Annotated in this window: 20 protein-coding genes; 6 read left to right on the top strand and 14 right to left on the bottom strand. The window is 67.7% G+C overall.

The annotated features are described in order from the left end of the window. Positions 1-127: 127 nt before the first annotated feature. Together FE811_RS09860 and rpsD are read right to left on the bottom strand one after the other, a co-directional pair. The gene (locus tag FE811_RS09860; RefSeq protein ID WP_072460905.1) at positions 128-742 is read right to left on the bottom strand and encodes a hypothetical protein; all 615 of its coding nucleotides are present in this window, start codon (positions 740-742) and stop codon (positions 128-130) included. Positions 743-982: 240 nt separating this feature from the next. Beyond that, positions 983-1,603, bottom strand: coding sequence for a 30S ribosomal protein S4 (gene rpsD, locus FE811_RS09855; RefSeq protein ID WP_036756914.1), 621 nt, complete (start codon positions 1,601-1,603; stop codon positions 983-985). A gap of 196 nt (positions 1,604-1,799) precedes the next feature. Here rpsD and FE811_RS09850 point away from each other — a divergent pair, with 196 nt between their 5' ends. The 5 genes from FE811_RS09850 (at position 1,800) to FE811_RS09830 (ending at position 5,661) form a co-directional block, all read left to right on the top strand. Beyond that, complete coding sequence (locus FE811_RS09850) at positions 1,800-2,171, top strand: iron-sulfur cluster assembly accessory protein (protein ID WP_036756906.1); 372 nt, start codon at positions 1,800-1,802, stop codon at positions 2,169-2,171. A 101-nt stretch (positions 2,172-2,272) separates the two neighbouring features. After that, on the top strand, positions 2,273-3,016 hold the full coding sequence (gene tpiA / locus FE811_RS09845) for a triose-phosphate isomerase (protein ID WP_116221118.1): 744 nt from the start codon (positions 2,273-2,275) through the stop codon (positions 3,014-3,016). Between the two features lie 132 nt (positions 3,017-3,148). Continuing rightward, on the top strand, positions 3,149-4,195 hold the full coding sequence (locus FE811_RS09840; RefSeq protein WP_116221119.1) for a methionine ABC transporter ATP-binding protein: 1,047 nt from the start codon (positions 3,149-3,151) through the stop codon (positions 4,193-4,195). Then, the gene (locus FE811_RS09835) at positions 4,185-4,859 is read left to right on the top strand and encodes a methionine ABC transporter permease (protein ID WP_116221120.1); all 675 of its coding nucleotides are present in this window, start codon (positions 4,185-4,187) and stop codon (positions 4,857-4,859) included. Before FE811_RS09840 ends, FE811_RS09835 begins: the two co-directional genes overlap by 11 nt. A gap of 19 nt (positions 4,860-4,878) precedes the next feature. Continuing rightward, positions 4,879-5,661 (top strand): MetQ/NlpA family ABC transporter substrate-binding protein, encoded by a 783-nt coding sequence (locus FE811_RS09830; RefSeq protein ID WP_116221121.1) that lies wholly within the window; start codon positions 4,879-4,881, stop codon positions 5,659-5,661. A 114-nt stretch (positions 5,662-5,775) separates the two neighbouring features. Here FE811_RS09830 and FE811_RS09825 read toward each other — a convergent pair whose 3' ends face one another. Together FE811_RS09825 and FE811_RS09820 are read right to left on the bottom strand one after the other, a co-directional pair. Further along, complete coding sequence (locus tag FE811_RS09825) at positions 5,776-7,278, bottom strand: acetyl-CoA hydrolase/transferase family protein (RefSeq protein ID WP_116221122.1); 1,503 nt, start codon at positions 7,276-7,278, stop codon at positions 5,776-5,778. Positions 7,279-7,404: 126 nt separating this feature from the next. Then, entirely contained in the window at positions 7,405-7,830 is a 426-nt protein-coding gene (locus FE811_RS09820) for a DoxX family protein (protein ID WP_116221123.1), read from the bottom strand. 103 nt (positions 7,831-7,933) lie between these two features. On the opposite strand from FE811_RS09820, the gene FE811_RS09815 reads away from it, so the two are divergent. Beyond that, the gene (locus FE811_RS09815; protein ID WP_116221707.1) at positions 7,934-8,845 is read left to right on the top strand and encodes a LysR family transcriptional regulator; all 912 of its coding nucleotides are present in this window, start codon (positions 7,934-7,936) and stop codon (positions 8,843-8,845) included. Here FE811_RS09815 and FE811_RS09810 read toward each other — a convergent pair. The 10 genes from FE811_RS09810 to coxB all read right to left on the bottom strand — a co-directional run bounded on the left by FE811_RS09810 (position 8,808) and on the right by coxB (position 17,707). After that, the gene (locus FE811_RS09810) at positions 8,808-10,208 is read right to left on the bottom strand and encodes an FAD-binding oxidoreductase (protein ID WP_116221124.1); all 1,401 of its coding nucleotides are present in this window, start codon (positions 10,206-10,208) and stop codon (positions 8,808-8,810) included. The two genes, FE811_RS09815 and FE811_RS09810, sit on opposite strands and share 38 nt — an antisense overlap. After that, positions 10,208-10,789 carry a GNAT family N-acetyltransferase gene (locus FE811_RS09805; protein ID WP_036756879.1) on the bottom strand — a complete coding sequence of 194 codons (582 nt, stop codon included), beginning with the start codon at positions 10,787-10,789 and terminating at the stop codon, positions 10,208-10,210. The genes FE811_RS09810 and FE811_RS09805 overlap by 1 nt, the downstream gene beginning before the upstream one ends. Then, positions 10,789-12,054 (bottom strand): pitrilysin family protein, encoded by a 1,266-nt coding sequence (locus tag FE811_RS09800; protein ID WP_072460814.1) that lies wholly within the window; start codon positions 12,052-12,054, stop codon positions 10,789-10,791. Before FE811_RS09800 ends, FE811_RS09805 begins: the two co-directional genes overlap by 1 nt. Further along, positions 12,051-13,439 carry a threonine synthase gene (thrC, locus tag FE811_RS09795; RefSeq protein WP_116221125.1) on the bottom strand — a complete coding sequence of 463 codons (1,389 nt, stop codon included), beginning with the start codon at positions 13,437-13,439 and terminating at the stop codon, positions 12,051-12,053. Before thrC ends, FE811_RS09800 begins: the two co-directional genes overlap by 4 nt. Before the next feature lie 10 nt (positions 13,440-13,449). Further along, positions 13,450-14,121, bottom strand: coding sequence for an SURF1 family protein (locus tag FE811_RS09790; RefSeq protein WP_116221126.1), 672 nt, complete (start codon positions 14,119-14,121; stop codon positions 13,450-13,452). Between the two features lie 65 nt (positions 14,122-14,186). Then, the gene (locus FE811_RS09785; RefSeq protein WP_072460817.1) at positions 14,187-15,011 is read right to left on the bottom strand and encodes a cytochrome c oxidase subunit 3; all 825 of its coding nucleotides are present in this window, start codon (positions 15,009-15,011) and stop codon (positions 14,187-14,189) included. Between the two features lie 34 nt (positions 15,012-15,045). After that, complete coding sequence (locus tag FE811_RS09780) at positions 15,046-15,630, bottom strand: cytochrome c oxidase assembly protein (RefSeq protein ID WP_072460818.1); 585 nt, start codon at positions 15,628-15,630, stop codon at positions 15,046-15,048. Continuing rightward, positions 15,627-15,884 carry a hypothetical protein gene (locus tag FE811_RS09775; RefSeq protein ID WP_036756965.1) on the bottom strand — a complete coding sequence of 86 codons (258 nt, stop codon included), beginning with the start codon at positions 15,882-15,884 and terminating at the stop codon, positions 15,627-15,629. Before FE811_RS09775 ends, FE811_RS09780 begins: the two co-directional genes overlap by 4 nt. Further along, the gene (gene cyoE, locus FE811_RS09770; protein WP_036756869.1) at positions 15,884-16,801 is read right to left on the bottom strand and encodes a heme o synthase; all 918 of its coding nucleotides are present in this window, start codon (positions 16,799-16,801) and stop codon (positions 15,884-15,886) included. Before cyoE ends, FE811_RS09775 begins: the two co-directional genes overlap by 1 nt. Positions 16,802-16,810: 9 nt before the next feature. Next, a complete protein-coding gene (coxB, locus tag FE811_RS09765; protein ID WP_036756866.1) occupies positions 16,811-17,707 on the bottom strand; it encodes a cytochrome c oxidase subunit II in 897 nt (298 codons plus the stop codon). Positions 17,708-17,785 lie beyond the last annotated feature (78 nt).

Below are 17,785 nucleotides of genomic sequence, written 5' to 3'. Positions count from 1 at the left end.
CGGCCTTCGCTTTTCCGGCGCCGTCGCAGGGAGTATTTGAGGAACGAAGAAGCCTGGGCCTGCCGGGATGGCCGGCGGAGTATTTGCAAGACGGTGAAGGCGGATGCCGCGCCCGGCGGCGGCGAGCCTATTCCTCGGTGCAATACCACAGGCTTCCGCCCACGGCGGCCGAACCGATCACCAGCGAACCCACCGCTACCGGCGAGGCCGCCATGCCCATCGCCGCTGCCCCCGCCGCCTCGAGCGTGCCGACCATCTGCCCCGAGGTCGCGGCCAGGATCGTGGCGCCGGGCCGTTGGGTCACCGCATCATAGCCGGCAACCGCCAGCGCATTGGCATTGCGGAAAGTCGCCTGCCGCGCCGTGTTCACCCGTTCGCAAAAGGTCTTGCGGCATAGCGCATTCCCTTTGCGCGGCCCCTTCTGCGCGCCGATATAGGTGTCGTGCTGCTTATCCCAGAGCAGGCAATAGCTGCCGTCGTCCGCCATCTGGTTGCGCCGCAGGATCTCGCGCAGGGTGACGTAGCCGGGACAGGAGATCCGTCCCCAACCGGAGAAATTCTTCTCCAACCGGCCGACATTCGCGCGGAACTCGTCATCGCGGAGATAGTTGATCGCTGTCCGCTCGCCGGCGATCGAGGTCTCGCAGGTCCAGAGCCGCTCGTCCCTGGCCGGATTCTCCTGCGCGCCCGCCGGCGCAGGCAATCCCATCGCCCCGATCAAAGCCACCACCAGCCCGCGCATCGCCTTCCCCATATCTGCCCTGCGTGCCGATTTGCCAGAATGTTTCGTCGCCATGCAAGCCGCTCGCCCCGCGCTTGCCCGATTGTGAACGGCGCGGCGCTGCACCGTTTTCCAAATATTCTGCCGGCCACACCGGCAGGCCCAGGCTTCTTCGTTCTTCAAATACTCCCTGCGACGGCGCCGGAAAAGCGAAGGCCGCCCCCGAAGGGACGGCCCGGCATTCCTGCGATCCTGAAGGGATCAGTTCTTCGCGTAGAATTCGACGACCAGGTTCGGCTCCATCTGCACGGCATAGGGCACGTCGCCCAGGGCCGGGGTGCGCACGAAGCTCGCGGTCATCTTGTTGTGGTCCACTTCCAGGTAGTCCGGCACGTCACGCTCGGCCAGGCCGACCGACTCCAGCACGATAGCCAGCTGGCGCGACCGCTCGCGGATCGAGATCACGTCGCCTTCCTTGACGCGATACGAGGCGATGTTCACGCGCTTGCCGTTCACCTCGACATGGCCATGGTTCACGAACTGGCGGGCGGCGAAGATGGTCGGCACGAATTTCGCGCGATAGACCACCGCGTCCAGGCGGCGCTCCAAGAGGCCGATCAGGTTCTCGCCGGTGTCGCCCTTGACGCGCTCGGCCTCGGCGTAGATGCGGCGGAACTGCTTTTCGGTCAGGTCGCCGTAATAGCCCTTGAGCTTCTGCTTGGCGCGCAGCTGGGTGCCGAAGTCCGACAGCTTGCCCTTGCGGCGCTGGCCGTGCTGGCCGGGGCCGTATTCGCGGCGGTTGAGCGGCGACTTGGCGCGGCCCCAGATGTTCTCGCCCATGCGGCGGTCGATCTTGTACTTGGCAGCGGTGCGTTTGGTCATCGCTGATCTCCTTCTTTATGTTATGTTCTCGAAGGGCGTTGTCCTTTGGCATATTGCCCGACAGGATTCCCCTTGCGGGGTCCACCAACACCAATGAAGCGGCGCTTATAGCCGCCCCGTGCCCGGAGTCAAGCACCCCTTGAGCGGCAGCCTCGATGCTCCTAAATGAGAGACAGCGAACAGAAAAGGGCCCGAGATGTTTTCGATCCCCGGCAAATCCCCCGTGACCATCACCCAGGCGGCCGAGCGGCAGATCGCCCGGCTGATGGCCCAGAAATCCGCCAGCGGGCTGCGCATCGGCCTGAAGAAGGGCGGCTGCGCCGGCATGGAATACACCATGGAGCTGGCCGAGACCGCCGCCCCCGGCGACGAGGTGGTCGAGCAGGGCGCGGCGCGGGTGCTGATCGCCCCTACCGCGCAGATGTTCCTGTTCGGGACCGAGATCGACTATGAATCCGGCCTGCTGGAATCCGGCTTCAAGTTCCGCAACCCCAATGTCACCGACAGCTGCGGCTGCGGCGAATCGGTCAGCTTCACCCCGCTGGAGGGTTCGGCCGCCAAAGCCTGAGCCTTTTTGCCGCAAGTTAGCGCCCACATCGCCCAGCCGTCTTGATCGCGCGAAATCCCCGGCCTAATCCCCTGTCAGTCCATGAAAAGGGAGAGAGGCAGATGGCCCCGCGCAAACTCGCCGCCGGCAACTGGAAGATGAACGGAACCCTGGCCTCGCTGGCCGAGATCGACCGGCTGCTGGCCGATCATCCGGCACCGGGCTGCGACGTGCTGATCTGCCCCCCCGCCACCCTGGTCCATGCCATGGCCGTCCGCGCGCAGGGCCGCATCGCCACCGGCGGCCAGGATTGCCACGCCAGGACCTCGGGCGCCCATACCGGCGACATCGCCGCCGCGCAGCTGAAGGATGCGGGCGCGAGCCATGTGATCCTCGGCCATTCCGAGCGCCGCACCGACCATGCCGAAACCGACGCCCAGGTCACCGCCAAGGCCGTCGCCGCGCATCAGGCGGGCCTGGTCGCGGTGATCTGCGTCGGCGAGACCGAGGCGCAGCGCGACGCCGGCCAGACGCTCGACGTGATCTCGGCCCAGCTTGCCGGTTCCGTCCCCGATGGCGCGACGGCCGCGAACACGGTGATCGCCTATGAGCCGGTCTGGGCCATCGGCACCGGCCGCACCCCCACGAACGACCAGATCGCCGAGGTCCACGCCCTGATGCGCGACCGCCTGGCCGCGCGCTTCGCCGACGGCGCCGACTTCGCCCTGCTCTATGGCGGCTCGGTCAAGCCCGGCAATGCGGCCGAGATCTTTGCCATCCCGCATGTGAACGGGGCGCTGGTCGGCGGCGCCAGCCTCAAGGCCGAGGATTTCGGCCCGATCATCGCCGCGCTTTCCGCAGCGTAACGCCGGCGAAAGGAACGCCATTCCATCCGAACCCTCCGGTTTGGAATGGCATTGCCCTTTTGCCGGGCACCTGCCCCTTGCCAAGCCCGGCCCGGCGGGCATAGGTCTCGCCTGACATTCAAGGCAGGGGCGATGACAGGGCCGGCAATCTCATTCCAGGGCGTGACGCGCCGCTATCCGCAGAAGGGCGGCAGCGACGTGGTGGCGCTGCACGACATCTGGCTGGACGTGCCGCAGGGCGCGATCACCGGCATCATCGGCCGGTCCGGCGCCGGCAAGTCGACGCTGTTGCGCATGGTGAACGGGCTGGAACGCCCCAGCGCCGGCAAGGTGATCGTGAACGAGCGCGACGTGGGCGCCGCCTCGGATGCCAGCCTGCGCCGGATCCGGCGCGAGGTCGGCATGATCTTCCAGCATTTCAACCTGCTGGCCAGCCGCACCGTGGCCGAGAACATCGCCCTGCCGCTGGAGATCGCCGGCGAGGAGCGCGCCAGGATCGCCCCCCGCGTCACCGAGCTGATCGAGCGCGTCGGCCTGACCGCGCAGGCCGGCCGCTACCCGGCCGAGCTGTCCGGCGGACAGAAGCAGCGCGTCGGCATCGCCCGCGCGCTGGCGACCGGGCCGCGCGTGCTTCTGTCGGACGAGGCGACCTCGGCGCTCGACCCCGACACCACGCGGCAGGTGCTGGACCTGCTGCAGGCCATCAACCGCGACCTGGGCCTGACCATCCTGCTGATCACCCATGAAATGGCGGTGGTGCGCGACATCTGCAGCCACGTGGCGGTGATCGAGGGCGGCCGCATCGTCGAGGCGGGCGAGACCTACGCGGTCTTCTCGAAGCCCGCCCATCCCACCACGCGCTCGTTCCTGACCGGCGTGACCGGCGTCGCCGTGCCGCAATTCGTCGCCGGCCAGATGCGGGACGCGCCCCAAGCCCCCGAGGCCGAGGCGGTGGTGCAGATCACCTTCATCGGCAGCCATGCCACCGACCCGATGCTGGCGCGTCTGACCTCGGAACGCGGGGTCAGCGTGAACATCCTGGCCGGCGCCATCGAAGAGATCGGCACCAGGCCCTTCGGCAGCCTGATCGTCGCCCTGCCCGCCCCGCGGCTCGAGGAATCGCGCCGCTTCCTCGAGGAACACGGGCTTCTGACCGAGGTGCTTGGCTATGTCGGCTAACCTGATCCCGATCCTGTGGCAGGCGACGCTGCAGACGCTCTACATGGTCGCCCTCTCCACCCTGCTCGGCACGCTGATCGGCGGGCCGCTGGGCGTGTTCCTGGCCACCTCGCGCCGGGGCGAGCTGCTGTCGGCGCCCTGGCTGAACACCGTCCTCGGACTGGTGGTGAACGCCACCCGCTCGCTGCCCTATATCATCCTGATCATCGCGATTATGCCGTTCACCAGAAAGCTGGTCGGCACTTCCATTGGCACCAATGCGGCCATCGTGTCGCTGACGCTGGCCGCCGCCCCCTTCATCGCCCGGCTGATCGAGACCGCGATCCGCGAGGTCGATTCCGGCCTGATCGAGGCCGCCCGCGCCATGGGCGCCACGCCCATGCAGATTGTCAGGAAGGTGCTGATCCCCGAGGCGATGCCCGGCATCATCCTGGGCCTGACGCTGGCCGTGGTCAGCCTGATCGGCTATTCCGCAATGGCCGGAACCGTCGGCGGCGGCGGCCTGGGCGATCTCGGCATCCGCTACGGCTACCAGCGCTTCATGCCCGAGGTGATGCTGGCCGTCGTGGTGATCCTGATCGTGCTGGTGCAACTGGTGCAATCGGCCGGCGAATGGATCGCCGCCCGTTTCGACAAGCGCGCGCCCCGCAACCGGGGCCGATAACCTGAAAGGACCAAGACCCATGCGCAAATTCAGCCTTGCCGCCCTGACCTCGGCGCTCGCCCTCTCCGCGACCCTGGCCGCGGCCGAGGAAATCAAGGTCGGCGTCTCGCCGGGCGAGCATGGCGAGATCATGGAAGAGGTCGCCAAGGTCGCCAAGGACAAGGGCCTGACCATCGACATCGTCGAATTCACCGATTACGTGGTGCCGAACCAGGCGCTGGCCGATGGCGACCTGCAAGCCAACAGCTTCCAGCACCAGCCCTATCTGGACAACCAGATCAAGGACCGCGGCTTCGATCTGGTCAGCATCGCCAAGACCATCACCACGCCGATGGGGGTCTATTCCGACAAGCTGAAATCGCTGGACGAACTGCCCGAGGGCGCCAAGGTCGCGATCCCGAACGACCCCACCAACGGCGGCCGCGCGCTGCTGCTGCTGCAGGACAAGGGCGCGATCACCCTGGCCGAGGACACCGGCCTCACCCCCTCGCCGCTCGACGTGACCGGGAACCCGAAGAACCTGAAGTTCCTGGAACTCGACGCCGCCCAGCTGCCGCGCGCCCTGGCCGATGCGGACATCGCCATCATCAATACCAATTATGCGCTGGATGCCGGGCTGAACCCGAACGAGGACGCCATCGCCATGGAAAAACCCGACAGCCCCTATGCCAATATCATCGTCGTGCGCAAGGGCGACGAGGACGCACCCTGGGCCAAGCAACTGGTCGAGGCCTATCACGACCCGGCGGTGAAGCAGTTCATCGAAGAGAAATACCAGGGCGCCGTCATCCCGGCCTGGTGATCTTCTTTGTTGTGAAAATACCCCGGGGGACGCCGATCCGACCNCGGGGGGCAGAGCCCCCGCCACCGCCTGACACGCAACGCGTCCGCGCAGGATCGGCCGGGCGCGTTTGCCTCATTCCGGCCTCATGCTGCCGGTCCGGCGCAGCCGGTCGTGCCAACTCAGCGCCTCCTCGACCAGATGCGGCGTATGCCCGCCCCGCGCCAGCGCGCGGGCATGGTAATCCTCCAGCCCGTCGCGCCATTCCGGCGCCACGCAGTTCTGCAGGACCACCCGCGCCCGCTCGCGCGGCGCCAGCCCGCGCAGGTCCGCCAGCCCCTGCTCGGTCACCAGGATGTCCACGTCATGCTCGCTATGGTCGACATGGCTGACCATCGGCACCACCGACGACACCGCCCCACCCTTGGCCATGGACTTGGTGACAAAGACCGACAGATAGGCATTCCTCGCGAAATCGCCCGAGCCGCCGATGCCGTTCATCATCTGCGTGCCCATGACATGGGTCGAGTTGACGTTGCCGTAAAGATCGAATTCCAGCGCCGTGTTGATGCAGATCAGCCCCAGCCGCCGCACCACCTCGGGGTGGTTCGAGATCTCCTGCGGGCGCAGCACCAGCCGGGGCTTGAACTCGTGGAACCGCGCCATCACGTCGCGGTATTTCGCCGCCGAAAGCGTGATCGAGGAGCCCGAGGCAAAGACCATCTTGCCCGCATCCATCAGATCGAAGGTCGAATCCTGCAGCACTTCCGAATACATCGTCAGGTCGTGGAACGGGCTGTCGATGAAGCCGTGCAGCACCGCATTGGCGATGGTGCCGATGCCGGCCTGCAGGGGATGCAGGTGGCTGGGCAGGCGCGAGCGCGCTACCTCGTGCTTGAGGAACTCGGTCAGGTGGCTGGCGATGGCGCGGGTCTCGGCGTCCGGGTCGTGGATGGTCGAGGAACTGTCCAGCTTAGTCGAGATCACGATGGCCGCGATACGCTCGGGCGGGACCGGGATGAAGGGGAAGCCGACCCGGCTTTCCGGCGTCACCACCGGGATCGGCGTGCGCGTCGGGCGATAGGTGGGGATATAGATGTCGTGCAGCCCCTCCAGCGCCTCGGGCTGGCTCAGGTTGATCTCGACGATCACCTTCTCGGCCAGAAGCGCGAAGCTGGCAGAATTGCCGACCGAGGTGGTGGGGACGATGCCGCCGGTCTCGGTGATCGCCACCGCCTCGACGATGGCGATGTCCACCGGCGGCAGTTGCCCGGTGCGCAGCTGCTCGACCGTCTCGGACAGGTGCTGGTCGATATACATCACCTCGCCCGCATTGATCGCCCGCCGCAGGGCCGGGTCGGACATGAAGGGGATGCGGCGCGACAGCACATGCGCCTCGGCCAGGGTCTTGTCGAGGTCGTTGCCAAGCGACGCCCCGGTCATCAGCGTCACCTTCAGCGGCTCGCGCCGGGCGCGTTCGGCCAGCGCCAGGGGCACGGCCTTGGCCTCGCCGGCACGGGTAAAGCCCGACATGCCCAGCACCATGCCGTCGCGGATCAGGCTGGCGGCCTGATCGGCGCCAACCACGCGCTGGCGCAGGGCCTTGTGGCGGATGCGGTGAAGGTAATCCTCGGTCATGGCGGCCTCCCTGGAACTCGGGCGATGATTAGAGCCATCGCGCAGGACTGACAAATCAACCCAGCCATGCGCGCAAGGAAAGGCCGGCCCGAAGGCCGGCCGCCGCAAGATCGTTTCGCGCCCGGATCAGCGGCGCTTGCCCAGCGACCAGGCCCCGTCGCCCAGCAGCGCCAGCGCGACCATGGTGACGGCCCAAAGCACCGGATATTCCCAGCCGCCGCCGGGATTGCCGAAGGCAAAGCCGTTGCCGCCATGGCCGAACCAGGCCGCGCCCAGCAGGACGGCGGCCAGGACCAGCGCGACCTGGCGGGTGAACAGGCCGGCGACCAGCACCAGCCCGCCCAGGATCTCGGCCAGCATGGTCAGGTAGCCGAGCGCGCCCGGCAGGCCGACGGACTGGAAATAGCCGGCGGTGCCGGCAGGCGTGAAGACCAGCAGCTTCGTCAGCCCGTGGACCAGGAACCACAGGCCGGTCGAGACCCGCAGGATGAAGGCGGCAATGTCGGCATTGCGCGTGGCGGCGGTCGTGCCGCCATGGCTAAGGTCGGTCATGATGCGTTTCCTTGAACTGTTCGCTGGTCCTCAGATAGCCCTTGGCGATTGTCGCGAAAACGGCCATATTCATGGAAATATTATCGCCGCCATGGAGATTGCGATGGACAGGATCGACGGCATCCGCGCCTTTGTCGCCGTGGTCGATGCCGGCTCGTTCACGCGGGCGGGCGAGCGGCTGGGGATCTCGAACAAGCTGGTCAGCAAATATGTCGCCGCGCTGGAGGGGCAGCAGGGGGTCACGCTTCTGAACCGCACCACCCGCGCCCTGTCGCTGACCCCCTCGGGCGAGCGTTACCTGGCCGCCGCGCGCCGCGTGCTGGCCGCGGTCGAGGAACTGGACGCCCAGGCCCATGCCGAGGAAGGCGCGCTGGCCGGCCGGCTGCGCGTGACCGCGCCCGTGACCTTCGGCGAGATGTTCGCGACCACCCTGACCCGCGATTTCACCCGCGCGCATCCGGGGGTCGAGATCGACCTGAACCTGTCGGACCGCTATGTCGACCTGGCGGCCGAGGGCTTCGACCTGGCGCTGCGCATCGGCCAGCTGCCCGATTCCAGCCTGATCGCCCGCCGCATCGGCCAGACCGAGGCCTGGGCCGTCGCCAGCCCCGCCTATCTGGGCGCGCATCCCCGCCCCGCCCGGCCCGAGGATCTGCGCGACCATGCGAATATCCGCGACAGCAATGCCCAGAACCCCGGCCGCGCCGTTTTCCTGGTGGATGGCAAGGCGGTCAGCGTCCCCCTGCCCGGCCGCATCACCGTGAACAGCGCCCAGGCGGTGCGGCACCTGGCGCTGGAGGGCGAGGGAATCGCGATGATCCCCAGCTTCGTCGTCGCCCGCGACCTGGCCGAGGGCCGGCTGGAACGGCTGCTGCCCGATTTCCTGCGGCCGCAGCTGGACATCCAGGCGCTGTATCTGCCGCAGCCCTTCATGCCGCCGCGGCTGACGGCCTATCTGGACCACCTGCGCATGGCGCTCAGCCCGCTGCTGAAAGAACCGCGCCCGGATTCATGATCCCCAGCGGATCGAGCGCCGCCTTGATCGCCCGCATCGCCTTGAGCCGCGCCGGATCGCCCCAGCGCTCCAGGTCGCCGACCTTCAGCCGCCCGACGCCATGCTCGGCCGAGAACGAGCCTCCGCGCGCAACCACCATGCCATGCACCAGCTCGGACAGCGCCTTGCGCCGGTCGTCGTATTCGGCACGGCTGCGACCTGGCGCCGGGAACAGGTTGTAATGCAGGTTGCCGTCGCCCAGATGGCCGAAACAGTTGATCCGCAACCCCTCGCCCGCCAGCCGCTCGCCGGCGTCGCGGATGAAGCCAGCGATCTCGGACAGGGGCAGGCTGATGTCGTGGCTGGCAACGGCGCCGATGCGGCGGTTCGCTTCGGGGATATGTTCGCGCAGGTGCCAGAAGCCCGCCGCCTGCGCACCCGATTGCGCGATCACCCCGTCGGTGACGAGGCCGCGCTCCATCGCGTCCACCAGTAGCCCCTCCAGCGCCGCCTCGGGGGGCAGCCCCTCGGGCAGGCCGACCTCGACCAGCACCGACCATTCGGCGCCGGGCAAGGGCTGGCGGATCTCGGGCAGAACCTCGGCCAGGAAGGCCAGCCCCTGCCCGCCGATCAGCTCGAAGGCGGTGACGCCGCCGGCCATGCGCCCCTCGGCCAGAGACAGCAGCGTCAGCGCCGCCTCGGGGCCGGGCACCTGCAGCATGGCGGTGCCGATGTTCGGCGGCGGCACCACCAGCTTCAGGCTGGCGGCGGTGATGATTCCCAGGCTGCCCTCGGCCCCGATCAAGAGGTCGCGCAGGTCATAGCCGGTATTGTCCTTGCGCAGCCGCTTGAGGTCGTGAACCACGGAGCCGTCGGGCAGCACCGCCTCGATCCCCAGGCAGAGCGCCCGCGCCGTGCCATAGCGCAGCGCGGTGACGCCGCCGGCATTGGTCGCAAGGCAGCCGCCGATGGCGGCGGTGCCCTGGCTGGCCAGCGACAGCGGGAACAGCCGGCCGGCGGTTTCGGCCGCGTCGCGCACGGCTTGCAGGGTCATGCCGGCCTCGGCCACCAGCACGTTCTCTTCGGGCCAGATGCCGCGCAGCGCCGTCATCCGTTCCAGCGACAGGATCAGCGCCGCAGGGCCGTCGGGCATGACCTGGCCCGCGACCAGGCCGGTGCCGCCACCGCGGGGCACGATGCCCACGCGCGCCGCGGCGCAGGCGCGGACCACGGCGGCGACCTCATCCGTGCTGCGCGGGGCGGCGACCAGCCCGGCCCGGCCCAGGTAGCGGCCGCGCGGCTCTTCCAGGTAGGCGGGTGTCACCTCGCGCAACACCCCTGCGGGCAGCATCGCGGCCAGGGCGTCATCGGCCTGGTTCAGCATCAGCGCACCTCGGTCTTGCCGCGCCGGTCGTGGCGCAGGTTGGCGTAAAGCACATGGTTGCGCCAGCGCCCGTTGATCTGGAGATAGCTTTGCGCCACGCCCTCGTATTTGAAGCCGGAACGCTCAAGCACACCGCGCGAAGGGGTGTTTTCCGGCAGGCAGGCGGCCTCGATCCGGCTCAGGTCCATCTCGCCGAAGGCGTGCTGCACGAGCGCGCCGATGGCCTCGCGCATATAGCCCTGCCGGGCAAAGGGCTGGCCGATCCAATAGCCGATGGTCGCCGATTGCGCCGGGCCGCGGCGGATGTTGTCCAGCGTGATCGCGCCCAGCAGCGCACCGTCGCGCCGGATCAGGAACAGGGGCAGCGCCGTGCCGTTGCGGCTGGCACGCTGCGCCCAATAGACCCGGTTGGTAAAGCCGCGCTTGGTCAGGTGATCGGGCGCCCAGACCGGCTCCCATGGGGTCAGGAAGGCGCGGCTTTCGGCCCGCAGCCCCGCCCAGAGGGCGAAATCCGCATGCGCCGGCAGGCGCAGCACCATCCGCTCGGTTTCCAGGCGCGGCGGACGGCGGCGCGAGAACATCAGGCGGCAAGCCTTTCGGCCAGCACCTCGCGCGAAGGCGCGCCGGCGACCGGCCCGTAAAGCGCCAGCGCCGGGCGGGCATGGGCGATCAGATGCTCGGCATGGGCGCGGATGTCGGCCACGGTCACGGCGTCGATGCGTTCCGCCACCTCGGCCGGGTCGGGCACCCGGCCCCAGATCGCCAGCGACCGCGCCATGCGCTCGGCCTGGCCGGTCGGGCTTTCCAGCCCCATCAGCAGCCCGGCCTTGAGCTGGGCGCGCGCGCGGGCCACCTCGGCCTCGGTCATGTCCTCGGCCGAGCGCTTCAGCTCGTCCACGGTCAGGTTGGCCAGGTCGGCGATCTGCTCGCCCGAGGTGCCGGCATAGATCGTCACCATGCCGGTATCGTCGTGGAAACCGGACTGCGCGAAGATCGAATAGCACAGGCCCTTTTCCTCGCGCAGCTTCTGGAACAGGCGCGAGGACATGCCGCCCCCCAACGCCGAGGTCCAGATCTGCGCGGCATAGAAATCGGGCGCCTGGTAGCCCGGCCCCTCGAAGGCCAGCGCGAAATGCGCCTGCTCCAGCCCCTTGACGCGGCGCGCCTCGGCGCCCTGCCAGCGGGCGGGCTCGCGGGTGGTCAGGGCGCGCGCCGGCAGGCCGCCGAAGATCGCCTCGACCTGGCGCAGGATGCGGTCGTGATCGACGGCACCGGCGGCGGCGACGATCATGCGCTCGGGGCCGTAATGCTCGGTGATGAAGCCCGACAGGTCGGCGCGGTCGAAGCGGCTGACCCGCTCGGCCGGGCCCAGGATGGTGCGGCCCATGGGCTGGTCGGGATAGGCCGCCTCTTGCAGCCAGTCGAAGATCACGTCGTCAGGCGTGTCCAGCGCCTGGCCGATCTCTTGCAGGATCACGCCGCGCTCGACCTCGATCTCGCGCTGGTCGAAGACCGGATTCATCACGATGTCCGAGATCACGTCCAGCGCCAGCTCCACATCCCCCGCCAGCACTCGCGCATAATACGAGGTCACGTCGCGCGAGGTATAGGCGTTGATATAGCCGCCGACATTCTCGATCGACTCGACGATCTCCAGCGCGCTGCGCCGGGCGGTGCCCTTGAAGGCCATGTGTTCGAGGAAATGGGCGATGCCGTTCTGCTCGGCGCGCTCGTCGCGGCAGCCGGCATTGACCCAGATGCCGATGGCGGCGGAATGCAGGCCGGGCATGTCGCGGCTGACGACGCGCAGCCCGTTGGGAAGGATGCTGTTGCGGATCTGGCTCACACTGTTCTCCGTTCAAGGATCAGCGATTTAATGGCCTCGGCGTCGTTTTCAATGCGGGTGATGCGCTCGTCGCGCTCGAACAGGTCCGCCATATGCGGCGGCAGGGGCGGGCGGATGGCGGTCGCGGCCTCGACCGCGTCGGGGAATTTCGCCGGATGCGCGGTCGAGAGCGAGATCATCGGCACACCCGGCCGCAGATGCTCGCGCGCCACCTTCACGGCGACGGCGGTATGCGGGCAGATCACCTCGCCGGTCTCGGCGCGGATGGTGGCGATCATCGCCGTCGTCTCCGCCTCCGAGGCGCGGCCCGAGACATAGGTCTCGCGCAGCGCCTGCAATGCGCCCTGGCTGATGACGAAGCCGCCGGATTTCAGCTCGTCCATCAGCCGCGACACCGCATTGCCGTCATGGTCATAGGCCAGCCACAGCGCCCGCTCGAAATTCGAGCTGACCTGGATGTCCATCGACGGGCTGATCGAGGGCTCGACCGTGCCCACCCGGTATTCGCCGCCAGTCAGCGCCCGGTGCAGGATGTCGTTCTGGTTGGTGGCCACCACCAGCCGGCCGATGGGCAAGCCCATGGCCTTGGCGATGGAGCCGGCGAAGACGTCGCCGAAATTGCCGGTCGGCACGGTGAAATCCACCTCGCGCCGCGGCGCGCCCAGGCTGACGGCGGCGGTGAAGTAATAGACGATCTGCGCCAGCACCCGCGCCCAGTTGATCGAGTTGACGCCGGCAAGCCCGACCGCGTCGCGGAAATCGTGGTCGTTGAACAGATCCTTCAGCCGTGCCTGGCAATCGTCGAAGGTGCCGTCGACGGCCAGGGCATGGACATTGGCGTCGGCGGGCGTCGACATCTGCCGGCGCTGCACCTCGCTGACGCGGCCATGCGGATACATGATGAACACATCGACGTTCGACAGGCCCCGGAACGCCTCGATCGCGGCCGAGCCGGTATCGCCCGAGGTCGCGCCCAGGATCGTGACCCGCTGCCCCGAACGCGCCAGCGCCAGCTGGAACAGCTGGCCGATCAGCTGCATGGCGAAGTCCTTGAAGGCCAGCGTCGGCCCGTGGAACAGCTCCAGCAGGTGATGGCCCGGCGCAAGCTGGACCAAGGGCGCGCGGGCGATATGGTCGAAGCCCTGATAGGCGCGGGCGATGGCGCCGCGCAGCTCGGCATCGCTGAAGCTTTCGCCGACGAAGGGGCTGATGACGCGGCGCGCGACCTCTTCATAGGGCAGGCCCTCGAAGCGGGCGATCTCGTCGGCCGAGAACATCGGGATCGCCTCGGGCAGGTAGAGCCCGCCGTCGCGCGCCAGCCCGGTCATCATCGCCTGTTCGAAGTCCAGGACCGGAGCCCGCCCCCGAGTCGAAACGTAACGCATCGCGTCTCCCCTAGTATTGCCGCTGCCTGATACGCCAGATCAGCGCCACTGTCATCCCTGCCCAAACCGCAGCGATCATGAACCATTGCACGGCATAGCTCAGGTGGTTGTTCGGAATGCCCTCGACCGCGACCGGGATCGGCTGCACGCCCTGGGCGTCGCCGCGAACCTCGGCCGCGACAACCAGGATCGGCTCGGTCCCCAGCTGCGCGGCCATGGCGGGCACGTCGCGGGCGAACCAGATGTTCTCGGCCAGGTTGGGCTCGGGCGTGGCGCTGCCCTTCTCGTCGGGCCAATGCAGGTTGCCCGCGACCTGCAGCCGCACCGGGGGGCGCGGGTCGCGCTTGTGGTCCTGGTCGACGAAGCCCCGGTCCAGCAGGATCCGGCGCCCGTCGTCGGTCAGGAAGGCCGAGACCACCTGGTAGCCCCCGCCCAGCTCGCGCGTGCCGGACAGCACGTTGATTTCCTCGCCCGTGGTCTGGCCCGAGACCAGCACCGGCATGTATTTCATCGACGGGTCCACCGCGGCCGGCAGGGCCACGGGCGCGCCCTCGATCCTTTGCTGGATCTGCGCGATCATCCCCTCTTTCCAGTCCAGCCGCTGAAGTTGCCAGACGCCCAGCGAGATCAGGATGGCGCAGCCCAGCACGCCGACGATCAGCGGGAACAGGTAACGGCGCATGGGCGGGCCTCCAAAGCAAACGGCGCGGGAACATCTGCCCCGCGCCGTGGAAATGTCTGTCGGGATCAGCGGCCCCAGATATAGATCACGACAAAGAGGAACAGCCAGACCACATCGACGAAGTGCCAGTACCAGGCGGCGGCCTCGAAGCCGACATGCTGCTGCTGGGTCATCTGGCCCTTGATCAGGCGGATCAGGCAGACGAACAGGAAGATCGTGCCGATGATGACGTGGAAGCCGTGAAAGCCCGTGGCCATGAAGAAGGTGCCGGCATAGACCGTGTCGGCCATGCCGAAGGCGGCGTGGCTGTATTCATAGGCCTGCAGCGCGGTGAAGCAGACGCCCAGGATCACGGCGACGATCAGCCCGTTGATCGTCGTCCTGCGGTCGCCCTCATGCACGAAGGCGTGGTGGGCCCAGGTCACGGCGACGCCCGACAGCAGCAGGATCAGCGTGTTGATCAGCGGCAGGTGCCAGGGGTCGAAGGTGACGATGCCTTCCGGCGGCCAGACGCCGTCCTTGATCGGGCTGTCCGGCCCCATCGGATACATGGCGTTCTTGATGAAGGCCCAGAACCAGGCGACGAAGAACATCACCTCGGACATGATGAACAGGATGAAGCCGTATTGCAGGCCGATCCGCACCACCGGGGTATGTTCGCCCGACTCGCCCTCGTTCACGACATCGACCCACCAGCCGAACATGGTGTAGAGAACGGCGGCCAGGCCGATCAGGAACATCCACGGCCCCTCGACCGGCAGCCCGAAGACCGTGATTCCCTTCATCCAGGCGACCGCGCCAGTCAGCATCACGAAGGCGCCGATCGCGCCGAGGAAGGGCCAGATCGATGGCGGCAGGATCTGATAATCGTGGTTCTTTACATGGGCCATGGCTGCGTTCCCGGCTGTTGCTGGTTCTTGTTGCTCAGTTTACGGTCGGTTCCGTTTTCGCGTCCAGCGCCGCCTGCTTGGGCGCGGGAGGATCGGTCCGGTGGAAGGTATAGGACAGGGTGATGTCGCGGATGCGGCCCGCGTCGCGGTCGTTCACCAGATCGGCATCGACGAAGAAGCTGACCGGCATCTCGACCCGCTCGCCCGGTGCCAGCGTCTGCTCGGTAAAGCAGAAGCACTCGATCTTGTTGAAGAAATAGCCGGCCGCATCGGGCGCCACGTTATAGCTGGCGGTGCCGGTGACGGGCTGGTCGGTATTGTTGATCGCCTCGTAGAAGGCGATGGCGTTCTCGCCGATCTTCAGCTCCATCTCGCGCTGCATGGGGCGGAAGGTCCAGCCGAGGTTGCTGTCGGCATTGGCGTCGAAGCGCACGCGGATCTTTTCCTCCAGCACGGTATCCGAGGCGGCCTCGGCCACGTTGGTCGTGCCGGCAAAGCCCGTCACCTTGCAGAACCAGGAATAGAACGGCACCGCCGCCCAGGAAAGCGCGCCCATCAGCACGACGACGCCGGCCAGCATGGCCACGGTGCGGCCGTTCGACCTCGGTTGCCCGCTCATTCGCCTGCCTCCTGGTTGGCCGCCGGCGTGCCCGGCGCCGCGACCGGCGCGGCATTGGCCGCCGGCGGATCGGGATCCTGCGGCAGCATCGAGGCGCGCGGCCGGTGGTCATAGCCCTGCATCATGTCGCCCTGGGTGATCTTGACCACCGAGAGCCCGAAGACCAGCGCAACGAAGGCCAGCAGCACGACCAGCAGCCCGATGTTGCGGCTGCGGCGGCGCTTGTGCAGCTCGTGTTCGACCTGGGGCAGCATCACCACCCCCCGATCCAATGCTGGACCAGAAGCGCCAGGAAATGCAGGAAGGTGTAGTAAAGCGACAGGCGGAAATAGCGCTTCTCGACCCGGTAGCCGTCGGCCTGGGCCTGGTCCTCGTCGCGGCGCAGGATCTGCCAGCCACCGGCGATGAACAGCACGTTCAGCACAGCCGAGACCGCCAGGTAGAGCGGCCCGCCGACCGAGGTGAAGCCCAGCCAGATCGCAAAGGGCGCCAGCACCAGCGTATAGGCGAAGATGTGGCAGCGCGTCACCCTGCGGCCATGCGTCACGGTCAGCATGGGGACGCCGGCCTTGGAATAGTCGTCCTTCATGAACAGCGCCAGCGCCCAGAAATGCGGCGGCGTCCAGAAGAAGATCAGCGCGAACATCAAGAGCGACTCGATGCCGATGCCGCCGGTGGCGCAGGCCCAGCCGATCATCGGCGGAAACGCCCCCGCCGCGCCGCCGATGACGATGTTCTGCGGCGTCGAGCGCTTCAGCCAGATCGTGTAGACCACGGCATAGAAGAAGATGGTGAAGGCCAGGAACCCGGCCGCGAACCAGTTCGCCGCCAGCCCCAGCATCATCACCGACAGGCCCGACAGCGCGATGCCGACCGCCAGCGCCTCGCCCGAGGTCACGCGGCCCGAGGGCACCGGACGGCCCGCCGTGCGGCGCATCACCGCGTCGATGTCGGCGTCATACCACATGTTGAGGGCGCCCGAGGCGCCGCCCCCCAGCGCGATGAACAGCACCGCGCAGAAGGCGACGAAGGGGTTGACCGGCTGCGGCGCGATCCACAGCCCGACGAAGGCCGTGAACACAACCAGCGACATGACGCGCGGCTTCAGCAGCGCGACATAGTCGCCGAAGCCCGCCTCGGCGGGCCCCTCGTATGCGTTGATATCGGCCACGGCCCGACCTTACTCTGCCGAGGCCAGCTTGATGGGGCTGGCGGGCAGGTAGTCCGAGGCGTCGGCGGCGAATTCCTCTTTCGCGCCGGCAAGCCAGGCGTCGTATTTCTCCTGGCTGACCGCCTTGACGACGATGGGCATATAGGCGTGGTTGATGCCGCAAAGCTCGGAACACTGGCCGAAATAGACGCCTTCCTGGTCGACCGAGAACCACAGCTGCGCGATGCGGCCCGGCACGGCGTCCTGCTTGACGGCAAAGGCGGGCACGGTCCAGGCGTGGATCACGTCGGTCGCCGTCACCTGCACCAGCACCTTCTTGCCGACCGGAACCACGACGGCATTGTCGGTGGCCAGCAGGTATTCGTCCTCGGAATAGCCGGCGTCGGCCAGGGCTTCCTTTTCCAGCATCAGCGCATCGAAGGCGATGGCGTCGTTGGGATATTCATAGGACCAATACCACTGGTGGCCGATGGCCTTGATCACCAGGTCGGGATCGTTCGGCATCTCCTGGCTGCGGAACAGGATCGGCAGCGAGAAGGCGCCGATGGCGACCAGGATCAGCACCGGGACCAGGGTCCAGATCACCTCGATCGGGGTGTTGTGGGTAAAGCGCGCCGGCACCGGATTCGCCCGGCGGTTGAAGCGCACGATGCAGATCAGCAGCAGCAGGCAGACGAAGATCGTCACGGCCGTGATGATGTAGAGCACGAAATGATCCAGCCATTGCTGGTCATGCGCCAGCGGGCTCGACGCCGGCTGGAAGTTCATCCCGCCGTTCACCGGCTTGCCGATCACCGGCAGATCGCCCAGCACGTCCTGCGCCCAGGCCGGCACGGCCGTCATCGTCGCAACTCCCAGGCTCATCACCGCCGCCACCCCGCGGCGCTTGGTCGCAATTGCCATCATCCCATCCCGTTGCCTATCATGCCACCGGCAGACCCCTGTCCCAGAGCCCCCAGCATTCGGTCCTGCACCAGAACCATA

It is taken from the genome of Paracoccus sp. FO-3 (genome assembly GCF_006386455.1).
In the GTDB taxonomy this organism is placed as follows: domain Bacteria; phylum Pseudomonadota; class Alphaproteobacteria; order Rhodobacterales; family Rhodobacteraceae; genus Paracoccus; species Paracoccus versutus.
The sequence above is the reverse complement of the archived record's forward strand: the minus strand, read 5'-3'. Positions and strand labels throughout refer to the sequence as shown.